General features: G+C 52.6%; 28 protein-coding genes. 13 read left to right on the top strand and 15 right to left on the bottom strand.

What is annotated here, in order from left to right:
• Positions 1 to 153: 153 nt before the first annotated feature.
• Complete coding sequence (gene rsgA / locus KNO58_RS11670) at positions 154 to 1,128, bottom strand: ribosome small subunit-dependent GTPase A (RefSeq protein ID WP_214754068.1); 975 nt, start codon at positions 1,126 to 1,128, stop codon at positions 154 to 156.
• Between the two features lie 244 nt (positions 1,129 to 1,372).
• On the opposite strand from rsgA, the gene KNO58_RS11675 reads away from it, so the two are divergent.
• The 6 genes from KNO58_RS11675 to KNO58_RS11700 all read left to right on the top strand — a co-directional run bounded on the left by KNO58_RS11675 (position 1,373) and on the right by KNO58_RS11700 (position 5,422).
• Positions 1,373 to 1,756 (top strand): lmo0954 family membrane protein, encoded by a 384-nt coding sequence (locus tag KNO58_RS11675; RefSeq protein WP_021067802.1) that lies wholly within the window; start codon positions 1,373 to 1,375, stop codon positions 1,754 to 1,756.
• 22 nt (positions 1,757 to 1,778) lie between these two features.
• Entirely contained in the window at positions 1,779 to 2,435 is a 657-nt protein-coding gene (locus KNO58_RS11680; RefSeq protein ID WP_128123746.1) for a PspA/IM30 family protein, read from the top strand.
• Between the two features lie 86 nt (positions 2,436 to 2,521).
• The gene (gene liaF, locus KNO58_RS11685) at positions 2,522 to 3,214 is read left to right on the top strand and encodes a cell wall-active antibiotics response protein LiaF (RefSeq protein WP_214754069.1); all 693 of its coding nucleotides are present in this window, start codon (positions 2,522 to 2,524) and stop codon (positions 3,212 to 3,214) included.
• Positions 3,211 to 4,239, top strand: a complete 1,029-nt coding sequence (locus KNO58_RS11690; RefSeq protein ID WP_214754070.1) for a sensor histidine kinase — start codon at positions 3,211 to 3,213, stop codon at positions 4,237 to 4,239. The genes liaF and KNO58_RS11690 overlap by 4 nt, the downstream gene beginning before the upstream one ends.
• Positions 4,236 to 4,871, top strand: a complete 636-nt coding sequence (locus tag KNO58_RS11695; RefSeq protein WP_021067798.1) for a response regulator — start codon at positions 4,236 to 4,238, stop codon at positions 4,869 to 4,871. The genes KNO58_RS11690 and KNO58_RS11695 overlap by 4 nt, the downstream gene beginning before the upstream one ends.
• A gap of 5 nt (positions 4,872 to 4,876) precedes the next feature.
• Complete coding sequence (locus KNO58_RS11700; RefSeq protein ID WP_214754071.1) at positions 4,877 to 5,422, top strand: GNAT family N-acetyltransferase; 546 nt, start codon at positions 4,877 to 4,879, stop codon at positions 5,420 to 5,422.
• 9 nt (positions 5,423 to 5,431) lie between these two features.
• Here the strand turns inward: KNO58_RS11700 and KNO58_RS11705 are convergent, their stop codons facing one another.
• The 5 genes from KNO58_RS11705 to KNO58_RS11725 all read right to left on the bottom strand — a co-directional run bounded on the left by KNO58_RS11705 (position 5,432) and on the right by KNO58_RS11725 (position 8,981).
• Positions 5,432 to 7,324, bottom strand: a complete 1,893-nt coding sequence (locus tag KNO58_RS11705) for an ABC-F family ATP-binding cassette domain-containing protein (RefSeq protein ID WP_214754073.1) — start codon at positions 7,322 to 7,324, stop codon at positions 5,432 to 5,434.
• A complete protein-coding gene (locus tag KNO58_RS11710; protein ID WP_214754075.1) occupies positions 7,321 to 8,022 on the bottom strand; it encodes a lysophospholipid acyltransferase family protein in 702 nt (233 codons plus the stop codon). Before KNO58_RS11710 ends, KNO58_RS11705 begins: the two co-directional genes overlap by 4 nt.
• A gap of 94 nt (positions 8,023 to 8,116) precedes the next feature.
• Positions 8,117 to 8,377 carry a hypothetical protein gene (locus KNO58_RS11715; RefSeq protein ID WP_029596043.1) on the bottom strand — a complete coding sequence of 87 codons (261 nt, stop codon included), beginning with the start codon at positions 8,375 to 8,377 and terminating at the stop codon, positions 8,117 to 8,119.
• Between the two features lie 83 nt (positions 8,378 to 8,460).
• Positions 8,461 to 8,703 carry a hypothetical protein gene (locus KNO58_RS11720; protein WP_021067793.1) on the bottom strand — a complete coding sequence of 81 codons (243 nt, stop codon included), beginning with the start codon at positions 8,701 to 8,703 and terminating at the stop codon, positions 8,461 to 8,463.
• Positions 8,704 to 8,831: 128 nt separating this feature from the next.
• Positions 8,832 to 8,981, bottom strand: a complete 150-nt coding sequence (locus KNO58_RS11725; protein WP_021067792.1) for a hypothetical protein — start codon at positions 8,979 to 8,981, stop codon at positions 8,832 to 8,834.
• 288 nt (positions 8,982 to 9,269) lie between these two features.
• Here KNO58_RS11725 and KNO58_RS11730 point away from each other — a divergent pair, with 288 nt between their 5' ends.
• The 5 genes from KNO58_RS11730 to map all read left to right on the top strand — a co-directional run bounded on the left by KNO58_RS11730 (position 9,270) and on the right by map (position 14,136).
• Positions 9,270 to 10,121 (top strand): CvfB family protein, encoded by an 852-nt coding sequence (locus KNO58_RS11730; RefSeq protein WP_214754077.1) that lies wholly within the window; start codon positions 9,270 to 9,272, stop codon positions 10,119 to 10,121.
• Between the two features lie 163 nt (positions 10,122 to 10,284).
• Positions 10,285 to 11,793, top strand: coding sequence for a degradosome RNA helicase CshA (gene cshA, locus KNO58_RS11735; protein ID WP_198922701.1), 1,509 nt, complete (start codon positions 10,285 to 10,287; stop codon positions 11,791 to 11,793).
• 101 nt (positions 11,794 to 11,894) lie between these two features.
• A complete protein-coding gene (locus KNO58_RS11740) occupies positions 11,895 to 12,146 on the top strand; it encodes a hypothetical protein (RefSeq protein WP_214754079.1) in 252 nt (83 codons plus the stop codon).
• 44 nt (positions 12,147 to 12,190) lie between these two features.
• A complete protein-coding gene (locus tag KNO58_RS11745) occupies positions 12,191 to 13,375 on the top strand; it encodes an EAL-associated domain-containing protein (protein ID WP_214754081.1) in 1,185 nt (394 codons plus the stop codon).
• A gap of 11 nt (positions 13,376 to 13,386) precedes the next feature.
• Positions 13,387 to 14,136: a type I methionyl aminopeptidase gene (map, locus tag KNO58_RS11750; protein WP_214754083.1), complete on the top strand. Its 750-nt coding sequence runs from the start codon at positions 13,387 to 13,389 to the stop codon at positions 14,134 to 14,136.
• A gap of 51 nt (positions 14,137 to 14,187) precedes the next feature.
• Here map and menC read toward each other — a convergent pair whose 3' ends face one another.
• Genes menC through KNO58_RS11780 form a run of 6 tightly spaced genes read right to left on the bottom strand, consistent with a single transcriptional unit; the run spans position 14,188 to position 21,288 of the window.
• Complete coding sequence (gene menC, locus KNO58_RS11755; RefSeq protein ID WP_214754085.1) at positions 14,188 to 15,255, bottom strand: o-succinylbenzoate synthase; 1,068 nt, start codon at positions 15,253 to 15,255, stop codon at positions 14,188 to 14,190.
• The gene (gene menE, locus KNO58_RS11760) at positions 15,239 to 16,609 is read right to left on the bottom strand and encodes an o-succinylbenzoate--CoA ligase (RefSeq protein ID WP_214754087.1); all 1,371 of its coding nucleotides are present in this window, start codon (positions 16,607 to 16,609) and stop codon (positions 15,239 to 15,241) included. Before menE ends, menC begins: the two co-directional genes overlap by 17 nt.
• A gap of 49 nt (positions 16,610 to 16,658) precedes the next feature.
• Positions 16,659 to 17,483 (bottom strand): 1,4-dihydroxy-2-naphthoyl-CoA synthase, encoded by an 825-nt coding sequence (gene menB / locus KNO58_RS11765; protein ID WP_214754089.1) that lies wholly within the window; start codon positions 17,481 to 17,483, stop codon positions 16,659 to 16,661.
• A complete protein-coding gene (locus KNO58_RS11770; RefSeq protein WP_214754091.1) occupies positions 17,484 to 18,260 on the bottom strand; it encodes an alpha/beta fold hydrolase in 777 nt (258 codons plus the stop codon).
• A complete protein-coding gene (menD, locus tag KNO58_RS11775; RefSeq protein ID WP_214754093.1) occupies positions 18,257 to 19,906 on the bottom strand; it encodes a 2-succinyl-5-enolpyruvyl-6-hydroxy-3-cyclohexene-1-carboxylic-acid synthase in 1,650 nt (549 codons plus the stop codon). Before menD ends, KNO58_RS11770 begins: the two co-directional genes overlap by 4 nt.
• Positions 19,903 to 21,288 (bottom strand): isochorismate synthase, encoded by a 1,386-nt coding sequence (locus KNO58_RS11780; protein WP_214754095.1) that lies wholly within the window; start codon positions 21,286 to 21,288, stop codon positions 19,903 to 19,905. The genes menD and KNO58_RS11780 overlap by 4 nt, the downstream gene beginning before the upstream one ends.
• 166 nt (positions 21,289 to 21,454) lie before the next feature.
• Here KNO58_RS11780 and KNO58_RS11785 point away from each other — a divergent pair, with 166 nt between their 5' ends.
• Both KNO58_RS11785 and KNO58_RS11790 read left to right on the top strand, forming a co-directional pair.
• Positions 21,455 to 22,354 (top strand): 1,4-dihydroxy-2-naphthoate polyprenyltransferase, encoded by a 900-nt coding sequence (locus KNO58_RS11785; protein ID WP_214754097.1) that lies wholly within the window; start codon positions 21,455 to 21,457, stop codon positions 22,352 to 22,354.
• Between the two features lie 18 nt (positions 22,355 to 22,372).
• A complete protein-coding gene (locus KNO58_RS11790; protein ID WP_021067779.1) occupies positions 22,373 to 22,924 on the top strand; it encodes a beta-class carbonic anhydrase in 552 nt (183 codons plus the stop codon).
• 41 nt (positions 22,925 to 22,965) lie between these two features.
• Here the strand turns inward: KNO58_RS11790 and KNO58_RS11795 are convergent, their stop codons facing one another.
• From KNO58_RS11795 to KNO58_RS11805, 3 genes are all read right to left on the bottom strand, one after another.
• The gene (locus KNO58_RS11795; protein WP_214754099.1) at positions 22,966 to 23,913 is read right to left on the bottom strand and encodes a YihY/virulence factor BrkB family protein; all 948 of its coding nucleotides are present in this window, start codon (positions 23,911 to 23,913) and stop codon (positions 22,966 to 22,968) included.
• 68 nt (positions 23,914 to 23,981) lie between these two features.
• On the bottom strand, positions 23,982 to 24,419 hold the full coding sequence (locus KNO58_RS11800; protein ID WP_214754101.1) for an NUDIX domain-containing protein: 438 nt from the start codon (positions 24,417 to 24,419) through the stop codon (positions 23,982 to 23,984).
• A 66-nt stretch (positions 24,420 to 24,485) separates the two neighbouring features.
• The gene (locus KNO58_RS11805; RefSeq protein WP_214754108.1) at positions 24,486 to 25,412 is read right to left on the bottom strand and encodes a carbohydrate kinase family protein; all 927 of its coding nucleotides are present in this window, start codon (positions 25,410 to 25,412) and stop codon (positions 24,486 to 24,488) included.
• Between the last annotated feature and the right edge of the window lie 69 nt (positions 25,413 to 25,481).

Here is a 25,481-nt window from a genome sequence, read left to right on the forward strand (position 1 = left end):
GTAACGGAGAAACCGCTTACGTTCGAGGGTTTTACCTGCATTCGGACGAACTATTTCTGAACGATTGTTCACAAATGTCTGATTACTGATAGGACTTGGTGCTAGGTCTAGGTAAATGAGAAGGAGCCACAGTGTTTCTGTGACTCCTCAGCATCATGCTTTCGTTTTTCGTTTCTTCTTCTCAGCGAGACGAGCCGCTTCCGCTTGTCGTTTTTCGGCGTAGCGGAGTTCGCGCTCGAGTTTGACAAAGCTTTGATAACGTTTCGCATCGAGCGTTCCGAATGTGATGGCGGCTCGGACGGCACAGCCCGGTTCGTTGCCGTGCGCACAGTCCCGGAACCGACACGTCTCGGCGAGCGCCTCGATATCCCGAAACGTGTCGTCGAGGTGGTCGGCTCCGTCCCAAAGACCGAATTCACGCATCCCGGGCGTGTCGATGACGAACAAGTCGTCAATCTGGAACAGTTCGCGATGCGTCGTCGTATGCTTGCCGCGTTCATCGCTCTCGCGCACGGCCTGTGTCTCGGCGACGGTCGTCCCGGCGAGCGCGTTCGTCAGCGTCGATTTCCCGACTCCAGACGAACCGACGAGCACGATGGTGCTTCCGCTCGGAAGTGCGGCTCGCAACGCTTCAACGCCGTCCCCAGTGACTGAACTGACAGGGAAGACGTCGACCCCAGGCACTGTCAACGTAAGTTCGTCGACGAGTCCATCCGCGTTATCGACTTGGTCGGATTTCGTCAAGACGATGAGCGGTGTGGCACCGGTTTCCCACGCGGCAAGCGAATAACGCTCGAGGCGGCGCAGATTGAAATCGTGTCCGCACGCCATCGTAATCAAGATAAAGTCGACGTTCGCGCAGATCAGCTGTTCGCGCGTCTCGTTGCCGGCGGCTGCCCGTGATAGGACAGTGCGCCGTTCAAGGAGACGTCGAATCACGCCTTGACCATGTTCGCGAACGGCGAACTCGACGAAGTCACCGATGACCGGATAGTCGCGCTCGCTTTCGGCCTCATGTCGAAATTTCCCGGTGACGCTACACGTGTAAGCTGCATTTTCGGTCGTGACCGTGTACATATGTTGGAACTGTGCCGTGACACGTCCCGTTGTGATTGTTGTTTGATTCAAATAGAATCCTCCTCTTAGTGATGGAGGACAGTCGCCCTCCGATTGGCTGACAAGGTGTGTACTGCGAATTGTACGGTGCTCATAAAACATCATCCTTTCATTGTTCGATGCCTATAGTATAGCACAGGATTTGAGAACGCTATCATCTCAGTCTACAGACCGAGAGAAAACGGGCCTTGCGCTCGTCGCGCCAGAAAAAATAACGTATTATGATAAGAGTGTACTTAACGAGGAGGGATGATAGATGAATCGCCAGGTGAAACAAGTGTTGTTCATCGTGGCCGCGATCTCTTTAGTTCTCGTTCTAATCGGCTTTTTACCGAATATGATTATGTTCGGTTTGGGGGCGCTCTTAGCACTGTGGGCTGGAGTCAGATTCATGGCCGTGACACATGTCGGCGCAAAAATCGGTTACGGTGCGCTAGCCGTGATCGGGATCATCACAATTTTATCGAATATTTGGGCGTTAATCGGGATTGTGGTGGCATGGGTATTGTTTAAAGGGTATATGATGTATGCCAACCAAAAACAAGACGTCGAGATTTTGAATGCGGACGGCTCGCGTGCGAACCGGAGCAGCTTTCAATCGTTTGATCAAGTGTGGCAGAAATTTGTAAACCGTCGCTAAGCTTCACAAGGAGGATATTATGATGAAAACACCATTTGACCAGTTTCGTGATTTAGCTAACGAGTTGACGAAAGAATTGTCGAAAGAGATGAAGAAGTTCCAAGATAAAGAAGGTCCACGTTCGGCACCACGTTCGAGTGGGGAAGCCGAGCTGAACCGCCACATCCGTGGGGCGGAAAAAGAAGCGATGTCTGTCGAACGTCTCGTCGAACGTCAAAAGACGCTCCTCGAGGAGCTGGCGACAAAACGGGATGATGCCAAATTGATGGCGGATAAGCGTTACGAGCAGACCGAGCTCGCCAAACAAGCGGGCGAAGAAAAACTCGCGGAGCGGGCCGCGCTCGAGTCGAAGCATTACGGTGAGCAGTATCGTTACTTTGAAGGGTTACTCGACGAAGGAGCGCGTGAACTCGATGCCCTCGAGCGGCGTGCCCTCGAGATGCGACTGAAACTCGATGAGATGCAAAACAAACGCTATGAGTTCGCGATGCGAGAAAACCTGGATTTATTGAAAGGTGCGCTCGATCAAATCTTCGGAGCGGAGACATCGAAGACTCATCCGTTCACGGAAGAAGAGAAGAAGCAAGAACCGGCTGCTGAAGAGAAAATCGATGCAGCGGACGAAGATGATTTCGAAGCAAAACTAAAAGAACTTGAGCGTCGATTCAAACAAGACTGACGCAACGGTTCAGCGATGGTCCGGCAAATGGTTGGGCCATCGCTTCTTTGCTTCAATTTACATACTGTCAGAGAGGGGGAAGCAACGTGGAACGTTGGAACACACGCCAAATCATCGGATTCATGATTATTTTATTTGCCATTGGACTATTTATCGATATTGTGACGGGTGGAAACAGCGTCCTCTTCAGCATGATCGTCCCGTTATTGTTGCTTTATATCGGACGGCGCTTCAGCCGCAAAGGCAATCAGCCGGTCAGCTATATCTTTTACGGGATTGGTGGCATCATGCTCGTCGGACTCATCTTTTCGTCGGCGGCATTTGGTTTCGTATTGTCGGGCTTACTGCTCATGTTCGGCTATCGGTTGTATAAGAACCGTCCGCTCGAATCGAGCCGATTCAAGTCACATATTCGGCAAGAACAGGCGTTTACGTTCGGGACGAAAGAAAGCGGTCATTACGTGCTTCAAGACACGAATGAATTCTTCTTGTTGCGTGACGTCGAACTCGACTTGTCACGCGCGATTATCCCGGAAGGAGAGACGTTCTTACTATTGAATGGACTCGCCGGGGACATTCGGATTCTCATTCCGGCCGGTTACGACTACTCGATTGACGCCTCAATCGGATTCGGTAAGATTCAAGTCGACGAATCGAATTATTCGCCTGTGTTCAACCGTCGCTTCTATACGGCATCGGACGATTACGCAGCGGCGACACGAAAAGTCCGGATTCATATCGTGCTCATGAGCGGAAGTGTCGAGGTGATGACCGTATGAAGAAGGACTCATACCCACGGACGGTCGTCTGGCATCAGCTGTTCAGCAGCCTCTTGACGGCGCTGTTCGTCACGATTGCATTTTTAATAGGTGACTCGACTTCACTCCGAGATTTGTTCACACGTGAAGAAGGGTTGCCTTTCGGTGTGTCTATCCTCGTGATTGCTGTCTTGATTGGCAGCGTGTTCGGGGTCGGCTCGTATTTTTATTTGCGCCGTGACTTTCGGGAAGTGGCAATCGCCTTATGGAAGCTCGAGAATCAAAAAGAAATCACGTTCCGGCCGCTGTCGCCTTATCGCGACACACTCGAACGAATCGCACGCATCTCGAAACAGCGCACGGAAATGGTCGAGATGGCGAAACGGGTCGGTGACCGACCTGTCAGTGTCGAGGAAGCACGCAGCGAAGCCGTTGTTGAGGAGCGGCGCCGTGTCGCCCGAGAGTTACATGACTCGGTCAGCCAGCAACTGTACGCCATCTCGATGATGACGACGGCAGCCAAGCAGACGATTGAGGCGAAACCGGACGTGGCCGCCAAGCAAATCGAACAAGTCGAAGTGATGGCGCAAACCGCTCAGGCGGAAATGCGCTCACTTCTGTTGCAACTTCGTCCGGTCGAACTTGAAGGAATGACGCTCAAGACGGGGATCGAGCGATTGTTAGAAGAACTGTCGCGCAAACAATCGACCGAACTCATCTGGCGCCTCGAAGAAGTCGAGTTGTCGCGTCACACCGAAAACGAACTATTCCGTATCGTCCAAGAAGCGATCAGCAACACGCTTCGACATGCGAAAGCGAAGCGACTCGAAATCGAAATGCGGACCGTGCAGCAGACGGTCATCTTAAAAATAAACGACGACGGCATCGGCTTTAATGTCGATGATACACAAGTCGCCTCATATGGCTTACAATCGATAAGAGAGAGGACGGCTGAGGTCGGCGGGACGTTACGACTCGTCAGTGTGCCCGGCGTCGGTACTCAGATTGAAGTGCGTGTGAAACAACAAGTGGAGGGGTTACAATGATTCGAGTCGTATTGATTGATGACCATGAGATGGTGCGGGCCGGCGTCTCGGCGTTCTTGTCGACGCAGCCTGACATCGAAGTCGTCGGAGAGGCATCGGACGGCGCGACCGGAGCGGAACTCGCGATTCAAGAGAAGCCGGATGTCGTCTTGATGGATTTAGTAATGGAACCTGTCGATGGGGTCGAGTCGACAAAACGGATCAAGGCAAGTTGGAAAGACGCCAAAATCTTGGTCGTGACGAGCTTCTTGGATGATGAGAAAGTATATCCCGTCATCGAGGCCGGGGCGATGAGTTACGTCTTGAAGACGGCAAACGCCAATGAAATCGCCGATGCGATTCGTCAAACGGCAGCGGGCAATCCTGTCATGGCCGCGCAAGTGACGGGCAAGATGCTCGAGCGGCTCCGTCACCCAGAAAAGACGTTGCACGAAAGTCTAACGGCCCGAGAACGTGAAATTTTGCAATTGATGGCGGAAGGAAAGTCGAACCAAGTCATCGCCGACGAACTATACATCTCGTTGAAGACGGTGAAGACACACGTCTCCAACATTTTGACGAAGCTCGACGTCTATGACCGGACGCAAGCTGTCGTCTATGCATTTCAACATAATATCGTCAGTAAAGGGTGAACGGGATGCTTCCAACCATTGAAACGGAACGACTCCAGTTACGACAACTCGACGTGACCGACGCCGAACGTCTATATACGATCTTTTCAGATTCGAACGTCTTGCAGTATTACGGGATGGAGCCTCATGTATCGCTCTCTGAGACGGAACAAATGCTTGCCGGTATGCTCGACGGTATCGAGTCCGGTGCGGTGATGCGTTGGGGCATCGTGATGAAAGACACGTCCGACTTGATTGGGACGATCGGATTCCATAATCGGGCGCCGCGGCATCGACGTGCCGAAGTCGGCTATGAGATTCACCCGAGCCATTGGCGTCACGGATATGCGACCGAAGCGCTCCAGGCCGCGTTAAGTTATGCCGCGCAGACGGGCGAGATGGAACGGGTCGGGGCTATCGTCTTTACTGAGAACGTCGCGTCGCAACAAATGCTCGAAAAGAACGGCTTCTCGCGGGAAGGGACGCTTCGCCGTTATATACGACAAGGCGACCGCGCGCATGATGTGCATGTATATGGCTATACGACAAACAAGGATCACGCCGACGCGTGATCCTTGTTTTCATTTCTTCTGTGCTTGAATTTGTTCATCGAGCTCCGATAAATACTCCCAACGCTCCATTTTCGCATCAAGTGCTTCTTTCAATGCGGCGATCTCGGCGTACAGTTCATTCACTTTCCCAAGGTCGCTTCCGGCTGTGGCGAGCCGAGCCTCGGCTGCTTCAATCTCAGATTCGAGCGACGCGATATCATCCTCGATCGTCTCCCATTCCTTCTGCTCTTTAAACGTGAATTTGACGACGTCGACTTTGACACGCGCTTTCTTCTCTTTCGATTCATTCTTCACTTGTTGTTTCGTCTGTTCTTGGAGTGTGGCCAAATAATCACTATATTCGGCGTGATAGACGTTGATCGTCCCGTCTTCGAAGGCGATGAGCTGTTCGGCGATCCGATCTAAGAAATAGCGGTCGTGACTGACGGCGATGACCGTACCTGGGAACGACTCCAAATAGTCTTCAAGGACAGACAGCGTCTCCGTATCGAGGTCGTTCGTCGGTTCATCGAGGAACAGTACGTTCGGCTCGTCCATCAAGATGCGGAGCAAGACGAGGCGACGTTTCTCGCCACCGGACAGTTTGGCAATCGGTTTATATTGCGCGTCCGGGGTGAACAAGAAGCGTTCAAGCATCTGACTGGCGGTTATCGTCTCGCCGTCTGGCGTATAGATGACTTGGGCGATGCGTTCAATCTCATCGATGACGCGGCGCGATGTGTCCTCAAACTCGACTTGTTGCCCATAATACCCAAGATGGACCGTCTCGCCATGGACGACCGTCCCTTGCGTCGGCTGAAGACGATGGGCGAGCAGGTTCATGAGTGTCGTTTTCCCGCTTCCGTTCGGTCCGACGATGCCGTATCGTTCCCGTCGTCCAAATAACCAGGTGAAGTCTTGAATGAGTAGCTTGTCGTCGTAGCCGAATGACAAGTTCTCGACTTCGATGACTTTCTTCCCGAGACGACGTGATCCGACGGACACTTCGAGCGCCTCATCTTCGGCGAGCGTCTCTTGATGTTTCAACTCTTCGACGCGTTGGATGCGCGCCTTCTGTTTCGTCGTCCGGGCTTTGGCGCCGCGGCGCAACCAGGCGAGTTCGCGACGCAAAATGTTTTGGCGCTTCTGCTCCATCGAATGCGACCGTGCCTTACGCTCGGCCCGTTTCTCGAGGAAGAGTTCATAGTTGCCGTCATAAAAATAACTCGTCCCGTCGGCGATTTCGAGAATATGGTTCGTGACCCGATTCAAGAAATAGCGGTCGTGGGTGATGAGTAAGATAGCGCCTCGATAATCGGCCAGGACGGTCTCAAGCCAAGCGATCGTATCGGCATCGAGTTCGTTCGTCGGCTCATCGAGTAGTAACAGATCGGCTTCGTCGAGCAGGGCAGCGGCCAAGGCGACCCGTTTTTGTTGTCCGCCTGAGAGCGAGCTGATTTCGGCCGTGACATCCGGAAGACCGAGCCGGTTCAAAATCGATTTCAACTTGGCTTCGGTCTCCCAAGCGTCGGCTGCATCGACCGCTTGTTGGGCTTTCATGAAGCGCTCCAGCCATTGTTCACTCGTCGGGTTCGCTTCGAGCGCTTGGCGGGCCAGTTCATATTGCTTTAACGCCTGGACGGATGGGGTGTCGCTCGTGAACAACGCGTCCAAAATCGTTTGACCCGAAGCGAAATCGACCGTTTGCGTCAAATAGCGAATCCGATAGTCGTTCGGATGTTGCATTGAACCGCGGTCTGCCGTCTCGACGCCCGCGACGATTTTTAAAAACGTCGATTTTCCAGAGCCGTTGACGCCAATCACACCGATGCGATTGCCTGGATGAATCGTCATCGTGACGTCATCGAATAATACTTTATCTGCAAATTCTTTGTGGATACCTTCAATCGTTAATAAGCTCATGACTCTTCTCCTTCAACAACGCGGCGAATCATCGTCTCCGCAAGCGCGGCGATTTCTTTATTCGGGACATCGGCCGGGTCGATGACCGGTAAAAAGGTGACGTCGACCGTCCCTGGGGTGATCCGGTTTTTCGTTTCGAGTAGATGATGGCTGCCTTTAATGGCGACCGGGACAATCTTGGCTCCGCTCGAGGTGGCTAGCGTCAAACTGCCGGCTTTAAACTCTTTAATCGGTCCGCCTTTCGAGCGGGTACCTTCCGGAAAGACGATAATCGATTGTCCGGACTGAATCGTCTCGACGCCCGAGCGGATCGCTTTTATCGATTGGCGACGGTCGCTGCGGTCGATAAAGATACAGCCCATCATTTCCATCCAGCGCGGGATGATTGGGAACTTTTGTACTTCAATCTTCGAAATGAATGCTTTCGGATGTTTCGTCGCCGTGAGCATGATCGGGACATCAAAGTTCCCTTGATGGTTCGCGACGTAGACGACCGGCTCGTTCGGGATGTTTTCTTGGCCGTGTACGCGGACGCGGGCACCGGCGATACGAAGTAAGAAGCGGGCCCATGTATAGGCGACGGTTTGAACGTACGCATAACGTTCGGGCGGCGTCAGCCGCTTCGCTTTCGGATAGAACGGAAGCGTTAGCGGTAAGACGGCAAAAAAAGTGATAAACCAGATGGCGGTGCGGATCATGTGTCATTCTCCTTTCAATCGTTCAACTAATGGTCTGGACACGAAGAAAGAGTCTTCTTCTCTGGACGAGAATCCGACTCTTCGGCATGAATCCTTATTCCCAGAAGCGAGATTCGCTTTCCTCTTCTTCTTCCTCGAGTTCGAACGTGATTCGTTTATTCACCGGGTCCACAGCAAAGTAAGCTCCGTCTTGATCGATGCTTTTGAACTGCATGACGTGATCCGTGCCGATTTCGAGGGTGAGTCGAATCCGATTGTCATCGTCGACGAGCAAGATGCCGTCTTCTTTCAGCCATAGCTCCATGACAGGTGAATAACGTAATAGCCATTCGTTCGATAAAGGGATTTCATTCATACGTGTTTGTGCCTCCTACGGGTTGAGTCCGTTTTGCTCTCTGTCTACAATAGAATAACAAAAGTGGAGGATGAAGACGAGCGTTATGTAGAACGTTTACGTGTACTTGAATGCATACGTGCCACGATGCGTTTGATTTTTTTCTGGTTGCGGCGTTCAATCAACAAGACGTTCGTTTGTGCGACTAGCTGTTTAAATGAAGATAAGCCCATGGCGAGCAATACAGCGAACAGGAATGTACCGATCGGGTCTTTGAAAAAACCGGTTTGGAGCGAGACGGACAAACCGACGACCGAAAGAATCGTGGTGAGAAAATAAAATAGCATGAGTGACTCTCCCTTCCCAGATGATTCAATAGTAAAAGCCGAACGTTATGTTCGTTCGACAGTTGCACAAAAAATCCCTTTTTTTGTCGGAACAAAACAAAAAAACGCCTTCTGTCAGGAGAGGGCGTTTACTCTTGGACCATCGTGACGGATGAAGATACGTTTGTATCGACTCCGTTTGAGAAAATGAAGCTAAGTGAAGCGAGTAGCGCGAAGAAAGCAATCAATAAGCCTTTCATAAAGCGCTTCGCAAATGATCGAGATTGAACATCAAACATTTATTATCCCCCGTTCGGCCATGGCTGAAACCTAATTCGTTAAACAACACTTCCTTAATAATAACGTTTTCAAAATGTGGATACTAGATGGAAAATGCACGTTCACAAAATTGTCACAAAATTTGAAAAAAAGACGTTAGAATACTCGCCAGTCGGTCATGATCGAGTTCAATCCACGTTCACAATTTAGACACAAATGAACGGAGCAATGAAATCGAACGTGATATGATTAGGAACGTGTGTAGGTAGGTATACTGACAGTAATAGATGAAAAAGGATGTGGATTGTATGGCATTACGTGCAGGAGAAGTAGTCGACTTGGTCGCGGAACGTTCAGCTGATTTTGGAGTGTTTATCGGAAACGGTCGCGAAGAGGTGCTCCTTCATCGAAAAGAACAAACAGAAGAAGTCGAGGTCGGACAGACGGTACGTGTCTTCCTTTATCACGACTCGGAAGGACGTCTCGCTTCGACGATGACGATTCCTAGCGTCACGTTCGATGACTATGAGTGGTATGAAGTGACAGGAGTCCGGTATAACACGGGCGTATTCGTCAATATCGGGATTCAAAAAGACGTGCTCGTCTCATTAGATGATCTTCCTGAGAACCGGTCATATTGGCCGAAAGAAGGAGACAAGCTGTGCATTCGTCTCAAATACGATCAAAAGAGCCGCCTTCTCGGTGAACCGGCTCATTACGCGTATTTGAACTTATTGGCGCGTCCCGCCAAAGAAGAATGGGGCAACCAAGATGTGCAGGCGATCGTCGTCAATCGACGCGACGTCGGTGTGAATGTTTGGGTCGAGAATGAATCGCTCGGCTTCTTACATGAAGCAGAGATGACACGTTGGCCGCGCCTAGGTGAGCAGTTGACGGTGCGCGTCACACAAGTGAAGCAAGACGGGACGGTCCTTGTTTCGATGAAACCTCGGGCATATGAAGCGATCGACCCGGATGCGGAAAGCATTCGTGCTTACATTGAAGAGCGTGGCGGTCAAATGCCGTACGGCGACAAGACGGCACCGGATGTCATCGATCGTGAGTTCGGGATGAGTAAAGCGGCGTTTAAACGGGCGCTTGGGAAACTGCTAAAAGAAAAGCAAGTTGAAAAACTCGACAACGGCTATAAATTGAAATAAGATAACTCATGTCCAGGTGGCTATGAAAAGTTTTAGAATGTATTTCTTTCATTTTAGAAATAAATACGTTATAGTTAGTAAAGTTGACTACGAGGAAACATTGGAAAAACGTCTGTAGAACTAAACCTCAGACGTTTTTTGTATGAAAAAAGGAGAATATAATTTGACAAAATTCCAAGATTTACAGTTAAGTGAAGTATTAGTAAAAGGTGTACTCAAAATGGGCTTCGAAGAAGCTACACCGATCCAAGCTGAGACAATTCCTGTCGCACTCACAGGAGTGGACGTATTAGGTCAAGCACAAACAGGTACAGGGAAAACAGCAGCTTTCGGTATTCCGACAATTGAGCGAATCGATACAAAGGCACGTCAAGTCCAAGCACTTGTTCTTGCACCGACACGTGAACTTGCGATTCAAGTTGCAGAAGAATTAAACAAAATTGGTGAATCGAAGCGCGTTTACGCACTTCCAGTATACGGTGGTCAACAAATCGACCGCCAAATCCGTGGTTTGAAAAAGAACCCACAAATCGTCGTTGCGACACCTGGACGTCTCATGGACCACATGAAACGCAAGACGATCAAACTCGACGAGATCCAAACCGTGATCTTGGACGAGGCGGATGAAATGCTCAACATGGGCTTCGTTGAAGATATCGAGATGATTTTGAAAGGCCTTCCGGCTGAACGTCAAACGCTTCTCTTCTCTGCAACAATGCCACCACAAATCAAGAAGATTGCTGAGCGTTTCATGAAGTCGCCTACAATCATCAAAGTCAAAGCGAAGGAAATGACAGTTGAGAACATCAATCAACAATTCCTCGAATTGCGCGAAGGTCAAAAATTCGATACGCTTTGCCGTTTGATCGACATCGATTCGCCAGAACTCAGCATCATCTTCGCTCGTACGAAGAAACGTGTTGACGAAGTGACAGAAGCGCTTATCAAACGTGGTTACACGGCTGATGGTCTTCACGGTGACTTAACGCAATCAAAACGTGACCAAGTCATCCGTCGCTTCAAAAACAGCACGATCGACATCTTGGTCGCAACAGACGTAGCGGCACGTGGTCTTGATATCACAGGCGTTACACACGTTTACAACTTTGACGTCCCACAAGATCCGGAAAGCTACGTGCACCGTATCGGACGTACAGGCCGTGCTGGTAAAACAGGTACAGCTCTTACGTTCATCACGCCACGTGAATTCGGTCAAGTCAAAGCAATCGAACGCGTAACGAACAAGAAGATGAACCGTCGTCACGTTCCGACAATCGCAGAAGTGCTTGAGGGCAACCAAAAGCAATCGGCTGAAGATTTGATCGAACGTGTACAAGCGGGCGACTTCAAAGCTTACACGCAACTTGCGACTGAGCTTCTTGAAGAATACGAGGCAGTCGAGCTTCTCGCAGCGGCACTTCGTGGATTGACGAAAGAGCCAGATTCAACTCCGGTTGAAATCTCGTATGCAGAACCAGTTCGCGTCAAACGTCAAGGTGGACGCAACGACCGTGGTGGATACCGTGGAAATCGCAGTGGCGGCGGCGAACGTCGTGGCGGCGGTGACCGTGGTGGACGCAGCGGTGGCGGCGGTGGATACCGTGGCAAACGCACGGGTGGAGAAGACCGTCGTCGTTCAGACGACCGTGGGCCACGCCGTCCGCGTGACTAATCAATAACCCAAAACCGCATCTCCCTAAGTGGATTTGCGGTTTTTTTTTTGGTGTCATGCTACACTAAACGAGTAGAGACAGAAAAATGAGGTGTCAACGGATGATTGAACTAGGTTTTGGTCTCGTCATACTATTGGCGTGCGTCCTGGCTTTGAAACCGATTATAACGCGGACCGAGCGTCCGAATTTCCGATATATTCCGGCCGCCACGCTCTTGTTCGGTGCTATGATCTGGCTGGTGATGGCCATCGGTGTCGGCGGGAAAATGGGAATCGGGTACGGTGTGATGAGTATCGTATATTTCATTGCTTGTTTCGGTGCCTATATGTATGTGCATACACGAGCGAGCTGAACCCAGCTCGCTTTCGTGTTTAGAAAAAAGACGAGGTGATCAAGGTGGATGCAGTGGATGTGATGATGAACCCAGAGGAAGTCGAAGTGAGATTTGAACCGATTCTCGGGGCTGCTACCTTTCAAGTAGAAGGGTATATGGTGCATGGGCAGTTCAGGGGCGAGTCGCTCACGCCTTTCTTTTATGACGATGACGTCCCACTCGAGTACCAGCTCGATATCGCCAAACGCATGGAGCGTCTGGCAGCCGAACAGTTACGGGACGAAACGCAATTCGTCACGTTCCGATGCCGGTCGGAATGGATTCTCGACCAAGGCGGGGAGGCGTTTTTGGCCCCGTTGCGAGAATTGAACTTTCCGCTCCACCGCATTTATGTGACGCTTCAAGGAACCGACCTCGTCGACGTATCACGGTTGTCACGAGTCGTCCAATATTATCGTTCCTCCGGTGTCAAAGTCGCGCTCGACTTCGCCGAGTCGACGAGCATTGAAGATATCATGACGGTGGCGCCTGAGATGCTACTCGTCGATTTGGCAACGATGGTCGAGAAGAAGACGTTGTCGGTCACGTATCCGCAAATGCTTCAGACGATGGAATATATCGCTTCCCGTCTAGGGGCTCCGCTCTTGTATAAATCGATCGATCACCTCGGGCAGTTGCGCTATGCGTGGCGGCACGGCGGACGTTATTATATGGGCGGGCTCCTCGGACAACATGACACGACACCGTCGCCCGAAGCGAAAGGCATGAGCGTCTTGACGCAGGAAGTGCCGTCATTCTTCTTGCACGACCAAGAGCGATTGAAGCGATTGTATGAGCTCGAGTTCGAACTCCATAAACGAATTCACGACCTCGTCCAAAGCGGGAAGTGGTCGCGCGATAAAAAAGATGAGTGGCTGCTTCATATCGCACCGAAACTCGAAGGAACGTTCGTCCGTTACTATTTGACGGACCAAACCGGGTTCCAGACGAGCGCGAACGTGTATCAGACGCAGTCGAATTGGACGGTCGACAATACGTATCGCGGCTATAACTGGAGTTTCCGACCGTACTTCATTCGAACGATGGCGGCGATGGACGTGCGCGGACGAGGTTACTTATCCGAGGATTATCGGGACTTCAGCTCGAACGAAGTGACACGGACGTTCAGTTATCCGTTACCGGACGGCATGTTCTTGTTTGCGGATTTATCAGAAGAGTTTTTATATCAAAATCGATTATTAGATTGAGAGGGAAAACGATGTTAGATTATGATTACGATGCCTTACGTGAGATTGGGCGAATCGTCGCCTTAGCGCGCGACGAGATGGCGAAAGCGGTCAAACCGGGCATGACGACGAAACAGTTGGATGAGATTGGACAGCGTATTTTGGAGGCGGAGGGAGCCGCCTCGGCCCCAATCACGAAGTACGAGTTCCCAGGCTACACGTGCATCTCCATCAATGAAGTCGCAGCCCACGGGATTCCGGGCGACCTTGTCATCCAAGACGGAGACGTGGTCAACGTCGACGTATCGGCCGTGAAGGACGGCTATTATGCCGATACTGGACGTACGGTCATTGCGGGCACTCCGAAATCGGCTAAACATGAGCGTTTGGTCGAGGTGTCGTTGACCTCGCTCGAAGCAGGTCTCAGCAAAGTGAAGGCCGGCGTCAAGGTCAACCAAATCGGTAAGGCGATTTATGCCGATGCCCGGAAGAACGGCTTCACGGTCATCCGCAATTTGGCGGGTCATGGCCTCGGTCGCACGCTTCACGGGGAGCCAGAGACAATCTCGAACTACTATAGCCGTGAAGAGAACGACATCTTGAAAGAAGGTCAAGTCATCGCCGTCGAGACGTTCATCTCGACACAAGACGAAATCGTCTATCAATCGGAAGAGGACGGCTGGTCGTTGTTCACCCCGAACAACAGCCTCGTCTCTCAATTTGAGCACACGGTCGTCGTCACGAAGGACGGCTATGAAGTATTGACGGGCACGTTCCGTTAACCATGAAAAGGCGGCAGACGCGAAAGTCTGCCGCCTTTTTTTGCGGAGTTATTACAGGAGTCGTATCGTCTGTTCGCTCAGTTGCTCGATGGTCGTCCAATCTGGTGCGACTTGGTCGGGAAGGATCAACTGTCCATTCTCGACCTCGAGCGGAGTATCGAGCAAATCGGTCTCGAAATAAGCGCTCGTCCCGGCCATATCAGCAGGGTAGGCGGCTCCGCTCAAGGAGGCGAACAAGAGCGTGTGATAACGGCCGATCGAAGACTCATACATCCCGCCGACCCAGTACGGGGTGCCGCTATCGCGAATCGTGAGCGCCTCGCTCCAGCCGCCGACGCGGGCCGGTTTGATATTGACGATGCGGCCGGCTTGGAGCCGACGCATCGTCGCCACGTCTTGTGCCGAACTGATCGATTCATCGAGGCAAATCGGTGTGGTGAGCCGTGCCTGCAAGTCGGCTGTCTCGACCCAGTGTGTGCTCGGATAAGGCTGCTCGATCATCAAGAGACGGTAGGTGTCTAATGCCTCGAACCAGTCAAGCGGTTGCTCGGAGCCACTTCCGTTCAAATCAATCATGAGCGGGGCGTCCGGAAAATTGTTCCGAATCTCGCTGAGCGCTGGAAGCAGTTCATGCGGGGACGTTTTTAACTTGATGCGGTCGAATCCGGACGCGAGCGCAGACTCGATGGCGTTCAACGTTTGACTGAGAAGACCGATGCCGATAGTCCGGCCACAGGCCACGGCGTCGCCGGCTTGGACGTATTGTTTTAATGTCTGATTTGCGCGGGCCGCTTCCACCTCCCATAGAGCGCTCTCCCACATCGCTTTCGCCATCGGGTGGCCGATGATGGAGCTGACATGGGTACCGAACGAGGCGGCGGACAACGTCCTCCCTTTCAGGAGTTGAACGATTAAAGCGGACGTATCGATGACGGAGCGGACGGTCTCGGCCGTATACCATGGCGTTTCGAACGCGACACCTTCCCCGTAGCCGACAGCGCCGTCGACCGTCTCCAGACGGAGAATGACCGCCCGTCTCGTCGTCAACACGGCGTGGGCGGTGACAATCGGGTGTTTAAACGTCAGGGGGACGACATACAGTTCAGCGCGACGAATCATGGTCAACCTCCTTTAAGCGATGGCGCATCAATTTACCGTTGGCGTTACGTGGCAACTCGTCGACGGCAATCCATGCTTTCGGATGTTTATATGATGCCAGATGGTCGTGCAACAGCTGAGTCGCCTCATCAAAATCGAACGCACCGACTGTGAAGGCGACAGGTACCGCTCCCCAAGTCGGGTCGGGACGACCGATGACTCCGACGTCTTGGATGCCTGGGCAACGCAACAACACGCTCTCGATTTCGGCCGGATAAATGTTCTCCCCGCCGGAGATGATCAAATCACTGCGCCGGTCATGTACGTACAAGTAGCCGTCTTTCATCGTTCCGAGGTCACCGGTCTGCCAATAGCCGTCGGGTGTCCAAGCGTCGGCCTCGGGCTGTCTATAGTACCCCGGGGTCACCGTCGGTCCGTTCACTTCAATCTCCCCATCCGCATTGATGCGGATTTGGGTCGGTGCGATTGCTTGACCGCTCGAGCCGATGTAGGCGAGCGCCTCGGATGGCAAGAGCGTTGCGACTTGCGAACACGTCTCTGTCATCCCGTACGTCTGGGCGACCGGTAACTGCCGTCGCTCGGCTTCTTCGAGCAGCGGGCGGGGGACAGGACCGCCGCCGACGAGCAGGAGTCGTAACTGATGGCGCGAGAGACCCGCGTCGAGGAGGCGTTGAAGCATGACGGCGACAAGCGAGATGTGGGTGATTCGTTCCATCTCAATCAACTCGAGTGTCCGGACGACATCGAACTTCGGTTCGACGTAAAGCGTCGAGCCGAACCGGGCGCTCCGATACACTTGAGCGAGCCCGCTCATATGGAAGAGTGGTGTGACGATGAGCATCCGGTCACTCGTCCCATATCCGAGGCGGTTCTTGGCCGCCTCGGCGCTCGCGATGTGATTGCCGAACGTCTGTTTTACGGCCTTGGCCCGTCCAGTCGTGCCCGAGGTGAACATGAGCGACATGACTTCATTGTCTGCCCATTCGTGCGGTGTGACGAATGACGACTCATCCCGTGCCGTCACCTTGAATTGCGCAATCGGCAAGTCAATCGGTTCATCGACGAGCAACACATCGACATCGGCCGTCTCGATATGTCCCGCCAATTCGCTCATCGTCAGCCGTGTGTTGAGCGGGACGAGCACTTTTCCGAGTAACTGGACGGCGTGAACGGCGATGACGTAATCAGCGCTGTTGGCGGCGAATAATCCGATGTGACGGGCCACTGGAACGGTGAGATATAAAAAATGGGCTAAACGCGCACTCTCATCCATCAACTCAGACCAAGTCCATCGACCAGATGCGGTGACGAGCGCCATTGCATCATGTTGATGTTGTTTCACATAACGATTCATCATCAGGACCTCCAAAAAAAGAGTAGCGAAGTCGCTACTCTTTGTCGATTTACGGGAAACGCGGGAACTGACCGAAGTCTGGGTCGCGTTTTTCTTTGAAAGCGTCGCGTCCTTCTTTCGCTTCGTCTGTCGTGTAGTAGAGTAACGTCGCGTCGCCGGCAAGCTGTTGAAGACCTGCGAGACCGTCCGTGTCGGCGTTCATTGCTGCTTTCAAGAAGCGGAGCGCCGTCGGAGAGTGTTGCAAGATCTCTTGGCACCATTGGATCGTCTCGGCTTCAAGTTGCTCGAGTGGAACGACCGTGTTGACGAGTCCCATATCAAGCGCTTGCTGCGCATCGTATTGACGGCAGAGGTACCAAATTTCGCGTGCTTTCTTGTGGCCGATGATGCGAGCCAAGTAACCTGAGCCGTAACCGGCATCGAATGAACCCACTTTTGGTCCGGTTTGACCGAAACGGGCGTTGTCGGCTGCAATCGTCAAGTCACAGACGACGTGCAAGACGTGTCCGCCACCAATCGCGTAACCGGCTACCATGGCGATGACAGGTTTCGGGATGACGCGAATCAAGCGTTGAAGGTCGAGGACGTTCAAGCGTGGAATCTCGTCGTCACCGACGTAACCGCCGTGGCCGCGTACTTTTTGGTCGCCGCCTGAGCAGAAAGCCTGATCGCCTTCACCTGTCAAGATGATGACGCCGACTTCTTTATCGTCACGGGCGCGTGCGAACGCGTCGATGAGTTCGTTGACCGTGAGTGGACGGAACGCGTTCCGTACTTCCGGACGGTTGATGGTGATTTTGGCGATGCCGTTCCACTTCTCGTACTTGATATCTTCGTACGTGCGGACCGATGTCCAGTTTGCTACTGATTCCATTTAAATTCCCCCTAAAATCAATTTCTCTATCATTGTACCAAATTGTTGGGCATTCTCGATATGTGGAGCATGAGATGCTTCCGAAATTTCATGAATTTCAATATCGGGACGAATGACTCGCATGTTCCGGGCGATCTGTTGAAATTTAATGTCATGTTCCCCGACGATTAAATCGGTGCGGGGCAAACGGTCAAGGCACGACCAAAGCGACGGCATGCTACCCGTCCCGATGGCGCGGAGACTGTTCGCGAGTGCGGCCGGATGTTGGGCTAACCGTTCAGGACGAAGGGCGGCACGCATCTCATCAGTCTGATGCCAGAGCGGGAGCTGTTCCCAACGGTCAACGAACGCCTCAAGTCCAGCTCGCTCGATGAAGGCGGCAAGCTGTTCATCTTGAAGCCGGCGTTGTCGACGTTCAGCCGCATTGAGTCCGGGCGTCGTACTAATCCCAATGAAATGGGTGACCCGATCATCAAAGGCGGCGAGCGTCATACCGATACGTCCGCCGAGTGAGTACCCGATGACCGTCCATGGACCGTCATCCATATCGAGGAGCGCCGACAAGTCTTTCACTTGTTGACTCATCTTGGCGCGCTCGACCGGCTGATGGCCCGTAACACCATGTTGCAGTAGTGTCGGGGCGACGAGTCGGACGGGCAGTTCCGCGAAGCGCGAAAGCCAGCCCGCTTGCCCAGTGAAGCCGTGCAACAGTAAGACCGGCCGACCGTTGCCGCGCTCGAGCACCTCGTACGAGACCCCTCGCAGCGAACGGATCACGATTCATTCCCCGTCGCCAAGCGGTCTGTGATCGAAGCGGTCCAACGCCGGTGCTCGGCCACGTTTGCGGTACGGTCTGATGGAAATTCGATGAGTTGGATTCCTGCCTCGATGGCGGCTGTGACATCGTCAGGCTGCTCGAGCCGTTGATAGCTGAGTCCATACGTATCGGCGAATCCGCGTAGATTCAATTGTAACGGCGTCCCGAACAAGTCCTCGAACATTTGTGGAGCGATTGAGGCTTGTGGCAAGAAGGAGAAGATGCCACCCCCGTCGTTGTTGACGACGACGATGGAGAACGAACCGGGATGCGATTTGACGAGTTGGAGCGCGTTGCTGTCATGATAAAACGCCAAGTCGCCGATTATGAGGGCAGCCTTGTCCGTATCGTGACAGGCACCGAGCGCGCTCGAGATGATGCCGTCAATCCCGTTCGCCCCGCGATTCGCGACGACATCAAGCGAACAGCCGGCCGAGAGCGTCGTATCGATATCACGAATCGGCATGCTGTTGCTGACAAAGACGCGTTCGAGATGAGACGCCAGCACTTGACGTGTCAACGCACTTTCCCCGGTCAATGCAGGTTTGGCGGACTCGGTGATCTGTTCGAACAACGCGAACCGCTCAGCCACGTCGATGTCGTATGAGTGATCGATGGCTGCCAAATAATCGATCGCATCACCGTATACGACCGTGGCAAGATTTGACGGGTCACGGAACGAGCCGGGTTGCTCAATCAAGACGCACGGGACGTCCTGGAGCCACAGATTCAATCGTTTCGATACAGGAGCGGCCCCGAAGCGTACGACCGCGTCAGGCGTCCATTCCGTACGATGCTCACTCGCGAGCCACGTGTCGTAGTTCGTTAGCACGTGGTCAAACCGGCGCATCCCGCTCAACGGGTCAGCAAAAATCGGGATGTGATACGTTTGTGCCGTCTCATAAATCGGTTCAAGCCATGTAGCCGGCGTACCAGGACCGACGACGAAAGCGAGACGTTCGACAGAAATGTTTCGTTTGAACCGGTTTACATCACCGGCTGTCGGCTTGAGATAAGTCGGTTCGGACAATGCGGCCTTACCCTCAAGCAGTGATGTTAAGCGTTCGATATCCGGCACTAACGGCTCACGGAACGGGATGTTCATGTGGACCGGTCCGAACGGTGCGTGCAGGCTCGTCCGGACGAGCCGGGTCACTGCTTGTTCCATGTAGCGCTGGCTGGCGACTTCAGGAACTGGGAGATCGATGCTCGCTTTGACGTGCTCCCCGTATAGTCGGACTTGATCGATTGCTTGAGGAGCGCCGACGTTCCGGAGCTCATGCGGACGGTCTGTCGTCAATACGATGAGCGGCAACTGCGAGATGTTCGCCTCGGCCACCGCGGAAAAATAGTTGGTCGCGGCGGTGCCGCTCGTGCAAATGAGCGCGACCGGTCGTAATGATGAGGTGGAGCGCGTCAAGCCGAGGGCGAAGAAGGCGGCCGAACGTTCATCGACGATGATATGATGACGGACGTTCGGATGAAGATAAGCGGCCATGGCCAGCGGGGTCGAGCGCGAACCGGGGCTGATGACGATATCCTCGACGCCTTGTTCGACGAGCTGGTTCATCATCTGGGCGACCCAATCCGTTAACGTTTCATTCATGCTTGATTGCCTCCTGCGCTTACTTTGTCCAATCCGAGTGCTTGCTTGATGGGACTGAGCTTGATTTCCGTCTCGGCGAGCTCCGCTTCGAGTTCAGACTCTTGGACGATTCCACAGCCTGCGTATAACGCCACGAATTGGTGATGCACGAGGGCGGACCGAATCGAGACGACGAACTCGCCTTCTCCTTCTGTATTCAACCAGCCGAACGGCGAACCGTACCATCCGCGGTCAAACCGCTCAATCTCACGCAATAAGCGGACGGATGTCCGTTTCGGTGAACCGCCGAGAGCGGGGGTCGGGTGGAGCGACTCGATAATGGACAGCAAGGACGCATTCGTATCGAGCGTTGCTTGAATCGGTGTATGCAGATGGAACACCGAGCGATTTTCTAATATACGCGGCGTTTCAGGTGCCTTGATGGTAGCGGCATATGGTGTGAGGGCATTTTTAATGTCCTTCACGACGATTTGATGTTCATCTAGATTTTTGGCGTCATGTAACAAGGTCTGTTTGGCTACATCCGCCTCGATTTCTGTGTCCGGTCGTTTAATCGTTCCGGCGATGGCGGCTGTTTCGATATACGGTCCTTGTTTTTTGACGAGGCGCTCCGGGGTCGCCCCGAAAAAGCCGATGTCGCGCTTCGGTTGATATAGGAAGACGTAACTGCCCGTTTGATGATCTGACAGATGGCGCAACGTCGTCGCGAACGGGAACGGCTCTTCTGATGTTTGGTAAATCTCTTCACGGGCGATGACGATTTTCTCGACGCGTTCTTCCGAGATGTTCAGTTTGGCCTGGTGGAAACTCGACTTGAAATGGTCGACGCCATCTTTCACTTGAGCGTAAGTCGGTGCCTGCTCGTCGGGAGCGTGAAGCGCGTTGAATTGCGCGAGCTGATCGGCCAACTGAATCAAATATTGTTCGACCGATTGCTTCGACGACACGAGCGTCGAGACAGTCAACGTGTGTTTGTCACCCGAACGGCGATATAAAAACTTCGGCACGACCAATGATGCTTCGCCGAACGCTTCCCACATATTTTTCTGGGGACGGACGAACGTATCGAACGAGAAGCCCGAGAACGCATAAATGACCGCGTCGACGTCCCGGCGGTGCAGACTCCAATCATATTGCAACCGTTGGAATCGTTCCGGGCCAGAAGCAGTCAACACGAGCGCATCGGCACATCCGAGCATCTCGAGGGAACGGTCGGGCGTCGAAAAATAATAATGGGACGTTTCCGTGTTTTGAATGATATGAAACGCGTCGAACGAAGGGATTTCCCACGTGTAAGAGGCAAGGACCGGTCGTTGCCAAGCACGTGCCCGTTTATGGGCTTGTTCGATTCGTTGTTTAATGTGTGTTTGAGTATCTGGCATGTAAGAAAAGCCTCCTCAATCCAATGGAATTCTCATTCTTTAGTGTATCACGACTTCACGGCAGAACTGGCCGTCAAATGCTCGGGAAAGTGAAGGGAGCCGTTCAAGCGACGGGCATTGACAGATTTTTTTAAAGAGACGTAAACTAACGAAGGGAGGGAAGTGCATGAAGAAGAGAGAGAAAGGTGCCTATTGGCGCATGATTCGCCCGCATACATTGACGGCGAGCTTCATACCGGTACTGTTAGGGACGTTCATCGTCCTCGGGCAAGTCGAATTGAAATGGGGATTGTTCCTGGCGATGCTCATCGCCTCAATCTTGATTCAAATCGCGACGAATTTATTCAATGAGTATTACGATTATAAGCGTGGGCTCGACCATGAAGGGTCGATTGGAATCGGTGGTTCAATCGTACGCGACGGATTCACACCTGGCCAAGTGCTCGGGATTGCCCTAGGGATGTACGGGGTAGCAGCCGTGCTCGGTCTTTATATCGCTGCTTCGACGAGCTGGCACTTGATTTGGATCGGTGTGCTGTCGATGGTCGTCGGGTTCCTCTATACAGGAGGTCCGCTTCCGATTGCCTATACGCCGTTCGGTGAACTTGTCGCTGGTCTGTTCATGGGGTATGTCATTATCGGGATTTCAGGATATATCCAAATCGGGACGGTGACGACGGAACTGTTGCTCGTATCGTTCCCGATGGCGCTGTTGATCGGGGCCATCTTGCTCGCGAACAATATTCGCGATTTGGATAACGATAAAGTGAACGGACGCAAAACGATTGCGTGTCTCGTCGGACATCGCCGTGCCGTTCTCGTTTTGGCCGGGTTCTTTATCGCTGCGTTGATTGGCATTGTCGTCGCTGTGGTCGGATTTGGCGTGACGCCTTGGGTGCTGTTGTCACTCTTGACCATTCCAATTATGATTCGAGCGGTGAAACGCTTTTGGGTCAAACAGGAGCCGGCTCAACTGATGCCAGCGATGGCCATGACCGCCAAAGTGAACACGTTGTTCGGTGCCTGGATGGTCATCGGATTGATGGTCGCGCGATTCATCGCGTAAATAAAAGGAGGGAACCATATGTCAGTCGTTCAAGAAATGTTAGCGTTTAATGAAAAATTCGTCTCAGAGAAACAATACGAAGAGTTCGTCTCGGACAAGTTCCCTGACAAGAAAATCGTCATTTTAACATGTATGGATACACGTCTGACGGCATTGCTGCCGAAAGCTCTCGGTTTGAAAAACGGGGATGCCAAAATCATTAAGAATGCGGGCGCTGTGCTGTCGCATCCGTTCGGTTCGGTCATGCGTTCCATTCTTGTCGCGCTGTATGCGCTCGGAGCGGAAGAAGTCATCGTCATCGGACACTATGATTGCGGAATGGCGGCCATCGACCCGAACGCGGTCATCGGCGAAATGGAGCGTCGCGGCATCGAACCGCAAACGCTCCAGACGCTCAAATCGTCAGGTATGGATTTGGAGAAGTGGTTACACGGGTTTGACTCGGTCGAAGCGAACGTCGTCAACTCGGTCAGTCTCATCAAAAACCATCCGCTCTTGCCACCGGGCACGAACGTCCACGGATTCGTCATCGACCCGGCGACGGGGCGTCTCGATGTTGTCGAAGCATAACGCAAAAGGCGGTCTCTGCAGAAGAGACCGCCTTTCTTTCATTACCCGTATGTGTTGACGGGAATGTCTTTATACTCGTCCTCGTCTGAATCTTTCGATTTGGACTTTTTGTTTTTCTTGAAGTTTTTCTCGTACTCACGCTCGCTCGGTGTACGGAAGAAACGTTGCCATGTGGCGTTGATTTCTGACCCGATCAAAATGATCATGCCGGTCAATTGTAACCAGAGCAACGTGACGATAATACCCCCGAGCGAACCGTACGTCGAATCGTAATTGCCGAAGTTCGAGACGTACAGGCTGAACCCGAGCGAGACGAGTTGCCAGGCGACGACCCCGAAGATGGCGCCGGGAATCGTGCTCTTCCAAAACACGTGTTGCTGCGGAGCAATCTTATAAAAAATCGAGAGCGTCAAAATCAAGATGACGGTCGTTAATACGTAGCGGAACACGTTAATCAAGATGACGTCAGCCCCTGAGATAGGGATGAAGCGCATCAAGAAGTCGATGATTTGTGAACCGAATACGTTCGAGACGATGAGCAACAGCACACCGACGCCGAGCAAGAGCGTCAAGCCGAGCGCGATGCCTTTGCTGACGAAGAAATTTCGTTCATTGTCTTCGCCGTATGCGTGAATCGCCATGTTAATCAAGCGTTCAACCCCTTTAGCGGCCGACCAAATCGCTAAAATCGCACCGATGGAGAGAAGTCCGCCGCGCGGTTCACCGATCGCGTCAAAAATGCCGGTCAAAAATTCAGTCGCGGCCGCCCCGGGTGCCAGATTGTTCAACTGTTCTTGGAACGATGCCTGCGAGATGTCGAAGAACGACAACAACGCGAGAATGAAGATGATACCCGGGAAAATCGATAAGAACCAAAAAAAAGCGAGCGTCGCGCCGTAATCTTGAACATCATGTTCTTTGAAGCGACGAAGCAACTCCTTCCCGAAGGCAAACCAATTCTTTTTTTCTTTCACTTCTGTCGTATCCATATATGAGCCTCCTGAACGTTATCGTTAGAAACTTTCTTTCCCGAAATATCAGGAGGCTACACATGAAATCAGTCTTCAGCCAATGTTTTATTGAAAAAACGCTCGGCTTCGTTCGAAAGCAAGTCGGCGAGTGACGGCGGACGTACCGGCAAATGGCTAAGCGCGCTGCGTTTCACCCACATCGGTGTATATGAACCGTTCGTCTGTTCGGCTTGAAACTCTTCACCAGTCCCGGTCCCGAATTCGCCACCGGTCACGCGGGCCCAGTAATAGGGGTTCAATTCACCGTTAAAGGCGACGTGAGCGGCGACCCCTTCGAGTTCGACGTGGACGCCGAGCTCTTCGAACGCCTCACGGACGGCCGTTTCTTCGGCAGTATGGCCGAATTCGACACCACCGCCTGGAAAGACATAATACAAAAGATTCTCTTTTTCTCGGCGAATGAGTGCGACTTCGTCATGTTCATTCACGAGGATGATGGCACTACGTAATTTCGTTCTGACCAATGGAATCGTTCCTTTCGATTTTGAGTCGTGAATAAAACGCATCGACTCGCGGCCGATGCGTTTTGGTTAGTCGGTTACAGATTGTTCGAGTGATGCATACATGTCAGGCGTCAAGCCGTTGTCGTGCGAGGCGATCACTTTCCCGGCGACGCGCATTCCGAGTCGGAGCGCATCCTCAATCGGATGGCGTTTCATCAATTCGGAAATGACAGCGGAGAAGAACGAGTCACCAGCACCGGTCGAGTCGGCGACTTTCACTTTTGTTGTCGGCACGTGGCCTTGTTCGTTCGTGCGCAAGTCGACATAGACGGCACCGAGTTCACTCATCGTGACGATTGTGAGCGGGGCACCTTTCATGGCGAGTACTTCGGCGACGCGTAACGCATCGTCCACCGTGACAATCGACATATCAGACAAAATCTCCGCTTCTTCACGGCTGCAGATGAAGCCGGTGAAGCCTTGAAGCAAATGGCGGTTCCGTTCGATGACAGATAGATGGCCGCATACGCCGTAAAGCGGGAGTTTCATCTCGCGGCACAGTTCAATCGTCTCGTTCAGCACGTTGACCGATAAGTCGAGGTCGATGGCGACCGCCTGACTTTCGGCGAACACCGTATCGATACGACGGAGGATACATTCTTCCATCATCGCCTCGTCCGGTTGCTTCGAGATTGACGTTTGAAGATCGCCGTTGTTGTCCATGACGGCCAGCCACATGCCCATGCCGTTGTCATCGAGCAAGTCGACGTGATCGACGTTCACGTTCAAACCACGGAGCTCTTCGAGGACGCCCATCCCGATTTGATCGTTCGTCACGGTCGACACGAAACGGACATCGTTGCCGAGGACGCCTAAATTTTGAGCGACGTTACGGCCGGTCCCACCGTTTGAGAACGCGATATCACCGACGTTCTTGGCATCTTTATGGAGCGGGGCGAACGAGGTTCCTTTAATATCGACAAACACCTTGCCGATTACTGCAATCGTATTCATACACTGTACCACCTTTAGCCAATCTTCCTATCAGTTCCGGTCTAATTAGACACATTGTTTCCATTATAG

This window comes from Exiguobacterium sp. J17977 (genome assembly GCF_018616375.1).
GTDB lineage: Bacteria > Bacillota > Bacilli > Exiguobacteriales > Exiguobacteriaceae > Exiguobacterium > Exiguobacterium mexicanum.

Excerpts from the sequence above, each read along its gene's own strand:
- menE (WP_214754087.1), bottom strand. The coding sequence starts at position 16,609 with ATGAATCGTTATGTGAAACAACATCAACATGATGCAATGGCGCTCGTC.
- KNO58_RS11730 (WP_214754077.1), top strand. The coding sequence starts at position 9,270 with ATGGCATTACGTGCAGGAGAAGTAGTCGACTTGGTCGCGGAACGTTCA.
- menD (WP_214754093.1), bottom strand. The coding sequence starts at position 19,906 with ATGAATGAAACGTTAACGGATTGGGTCGCCCAGATGATGAACCAGCTC.
- KNO58_RS11705 (WP_214754073.1), bottom strand. The coding sequence starts at position 7,324 with ATGAGCTTATTAACGATTGAAGGTATCCACAAAGAATTTGCAGATAAA.
- KNO58_RS11740 (WP_214754079.1), top strand. The coding sequence starts at position 11,895 with ATGATTGAACTAGGTTTTGGTCTCGTCATACTATTGGCGTGCGTCCTG.
- KNO58_RS11780 (WP_214754095.1), bottom strand. The coding sequence starts at position 21,288 with ATGCCAGATACTCAAACACACATTAAACAACGAATCGAACAAGCCCAT.
- KNO58_RS11700 (WP_214754071.1), top strand. The coding sequence starts at position 4,877 with ATGCTTCCAACCATTGAAACGGAACGACTCCAGTTACGACAACTCGAC.
- KNO58_RS11795 (WP_214754099.1), bottom strand. The coding sequence starts at position 23,913 with ATGGATACGACAGAAGTGAAAGAAAAAAAGAATTGGTTTGCCTTCGGG.
- KNO58_RS11710 (WP_214754075.1), bottom strand. The coding sequence starts at position 8,022 with ATGATCCGCACCGCCATCTGGTTTATCACTTTTTTTGCCGTCTTACCG.
- KNO58_RS11695 (WP_021067798.1), top strand. The coding sequence starts at position 4,236 with ATGATTCGAGTCGTATTGATTGATGACCATGAGATGGTGCGGGCCGGC.
- menB (WP_214754089.1), bottom strand. The coding sequence starts at position 17,483 with ATGGAATCAGTAGCAAACTGGACATCGGTCCGCACGTACGAAGATATC.
- map (WP_214754083.1), top strand. The coding sequence starts at position 13,387 with ATGTTAGATTATGATTACGATGCCTTACGTGAGATTGGGCGAATCGTC.
- KNO58_RS11790 (WP_021067779.1), top strand. The coding sequence starts at position 22,373 with ATGTCAGTCGTTCAAGAAATGTTAGCGTTTAATGAAAAATTCGTCTCA.
- KNO58_RS11715 (WP_029596043.1), bottom strand. The coding sequence starts at position 8,377 with ATGAATGAAATCCCTTTATCGAACGAATGGCTATTACGTTATTCACCT.
- KNO58_RS11675 (WP_021067802.1), top strand. The coding sequence starts at position 1,373 with ATGAATCGCCAGGTGAAACAAGTGTTGTTCATCGTGGCCGCGATCTCT.
- menC (WP_214754085.1), bottom strand. The coding sequence starts at position 15,255 with ATGATTCGTCGCGCTGAACTGTATGTCGTCCCCCTGACGTTTAAACAC.
- KNO58_RS11725 (WP_021067792.1), bottom strand. The coding sequence starts at position 8,981 with ATGTTTGATGTTCAATCTCGATCATTTGCGAAGCGCTTTATGAAAGGC.
- KNO58_RS11680 (WP_128123746.1), top strand. The coding sequence starts at position 1,779 with ATGAAAACACCATTTGACCAGTTTCGTGATTTAGCTAACGAGTTGACG.
- KNO58_RS11805 (WP_214754108.1), bottom strand. The coding sequence starts at position 25,412 with ATGAATACGATTGCAGTAATCGGCAAGGTGTTTGTCGATATTAAAGGA.
- KNO58_RS11785 (WP_214754097.1), top strand. The coding sequence starts at position 21,455 with ATGAAGAAGAGAGAGAAAGGTGCCTATTGGCGCATGATTCGCCCGCAT.
- KNO58_RS11690 (WP_214754070.1), top strand. The coding sequence starts at position 3,211 with ATGAAGAAGGACTCATACCCACGGACGGTCGTCTGGCATCAGCTGTTC.
- KNO58_RS11720 (WP_021067793.1), bottom strand. The coding sequence starts at position 8,703 with ATGCTATTTTATTTTCTCACCACGATTCTTTCGGTCGTCGGTTTGTCC.